This window comes from Chitinophaga sp. 05T412 (genome assembly GCF_056396465.1).
In genome coordinates, this window is sequence record NZ_JBFTLN010000047.1 from 1 (window position 1) to 1,397 (window position 1,397).

Consider the following 1,397-nt stretch of genomic DNA (forward strand, 5'->3'; position numbering starts at 1 on the left):
ATGATACTACCCCACCGAGTATCACATCCATAGATGTACCAGCTAATGGCATCTATCATCTGGGTGATGGTTTGCGGTTTAAAGCTCATTTTAGTAAATCCGTTGTAGTAACTGGAACACCGACACTGGACATTACCATTGGCAGCACAGTCAGACAAGCCACTTATCAGGCAGGATCTGCATCTGATACGCTGGGCTTTTTATATATTGTACAAAGCGGTGATCTGGATATGGACGGTATCACCCTGGCAGCCGCCATCGCTGGAACTATCAAGGATTTAGCAGGTAACAGYGGTGTGCTCACATTACCGGCARTGAATACAACTGGAGTGCTGRTCAATACCATTCACCCGACAGTCGCCGTCAGCACCGCAATTACCTCTCCGACCAATCAGCCTTTCACTGCTACCATTACGTTCAGCGAAGCGGTTACCGGGCTTTTAACTACTGGCATTACTGCTACCAATGCGACACTTAGCAATCTGCAAACAACGGATAATATTACGTATACCGTATTAGTAACACCGGGTGCCAATGGCGCGGTAACTGTACAGGTACCGGCCAATGCAGCCATTAACACKGGYTTGAAYGGCAATASCGYTTCTAATACAYTAAGCGTTACTTATGATACTACCCCACCGAGTATCACATCCATAGATGTACCGGCTAATGGCGTCTATCATCTGGGTGATGGTTTGCGGTTTAAAGCTCATTTCAGTAAATCCGTTGTAGTAACCGGAACGCCTACACTGGATATCACSATCGGTAGTACTATCAGACAAGCCACTTATCAGGCAGGRTCTGCATCWGATACACTGGGCTTCTTATATATTGTACAAAGCGGGGATCTGGATATGGATGGTATCACGCTGGCAGCTGCCATTGTCGGAACCATCAAAGATTTAGCGGGTAACAATGGCGTATTGACACTGCCGGCGGTAAGTACTAATAAAGTGCTGGTGAATACCATTCACCCAACGGTTACTATCAGTACCGCGGTTACTTCTCCGGTCAATCAACCATTCACTGCTACCATTACGTTCAGCGAAGCGGTTACAGGGCTTTTAGCTACTGGCATTACTGCTACTAATGCTACGCTTAGCAATCTGCAAACAACGGATAATATTACGTATACGGTATTGGTAACACCGGGTGCCAATGGCGCGGTAACTGTACAGGTACCGGCCAACGCAGCCATTAACGCTGGCTTGAATGGCAACACCGCTTCTAATACACTAAGCGTTACCTATGATACTACCCCACCGAGTATCACATCCATAGATGTACCAGCTAATGGCATCTATCATCTGGGTGATGGTTTGCGGTTTAAAGCTCATTTTAGTAAATCCGTTGTAGTAACTGGAACACCGACACTGGACATTACCATTGGCAGCACA

General features: G+C 46.6%; 1 protein-coding gene. It reads left to right on the top strand.

The genetic code is table 11. The annotated features are described in order from the left end of the window. The coding region (locus AC1DFM_RS34590) for an Ig-like domain-containing protein (protein ID WP_477081350.1) at positions 1–1,397 on the top strand (1,397 nt) is incomplete at both ends.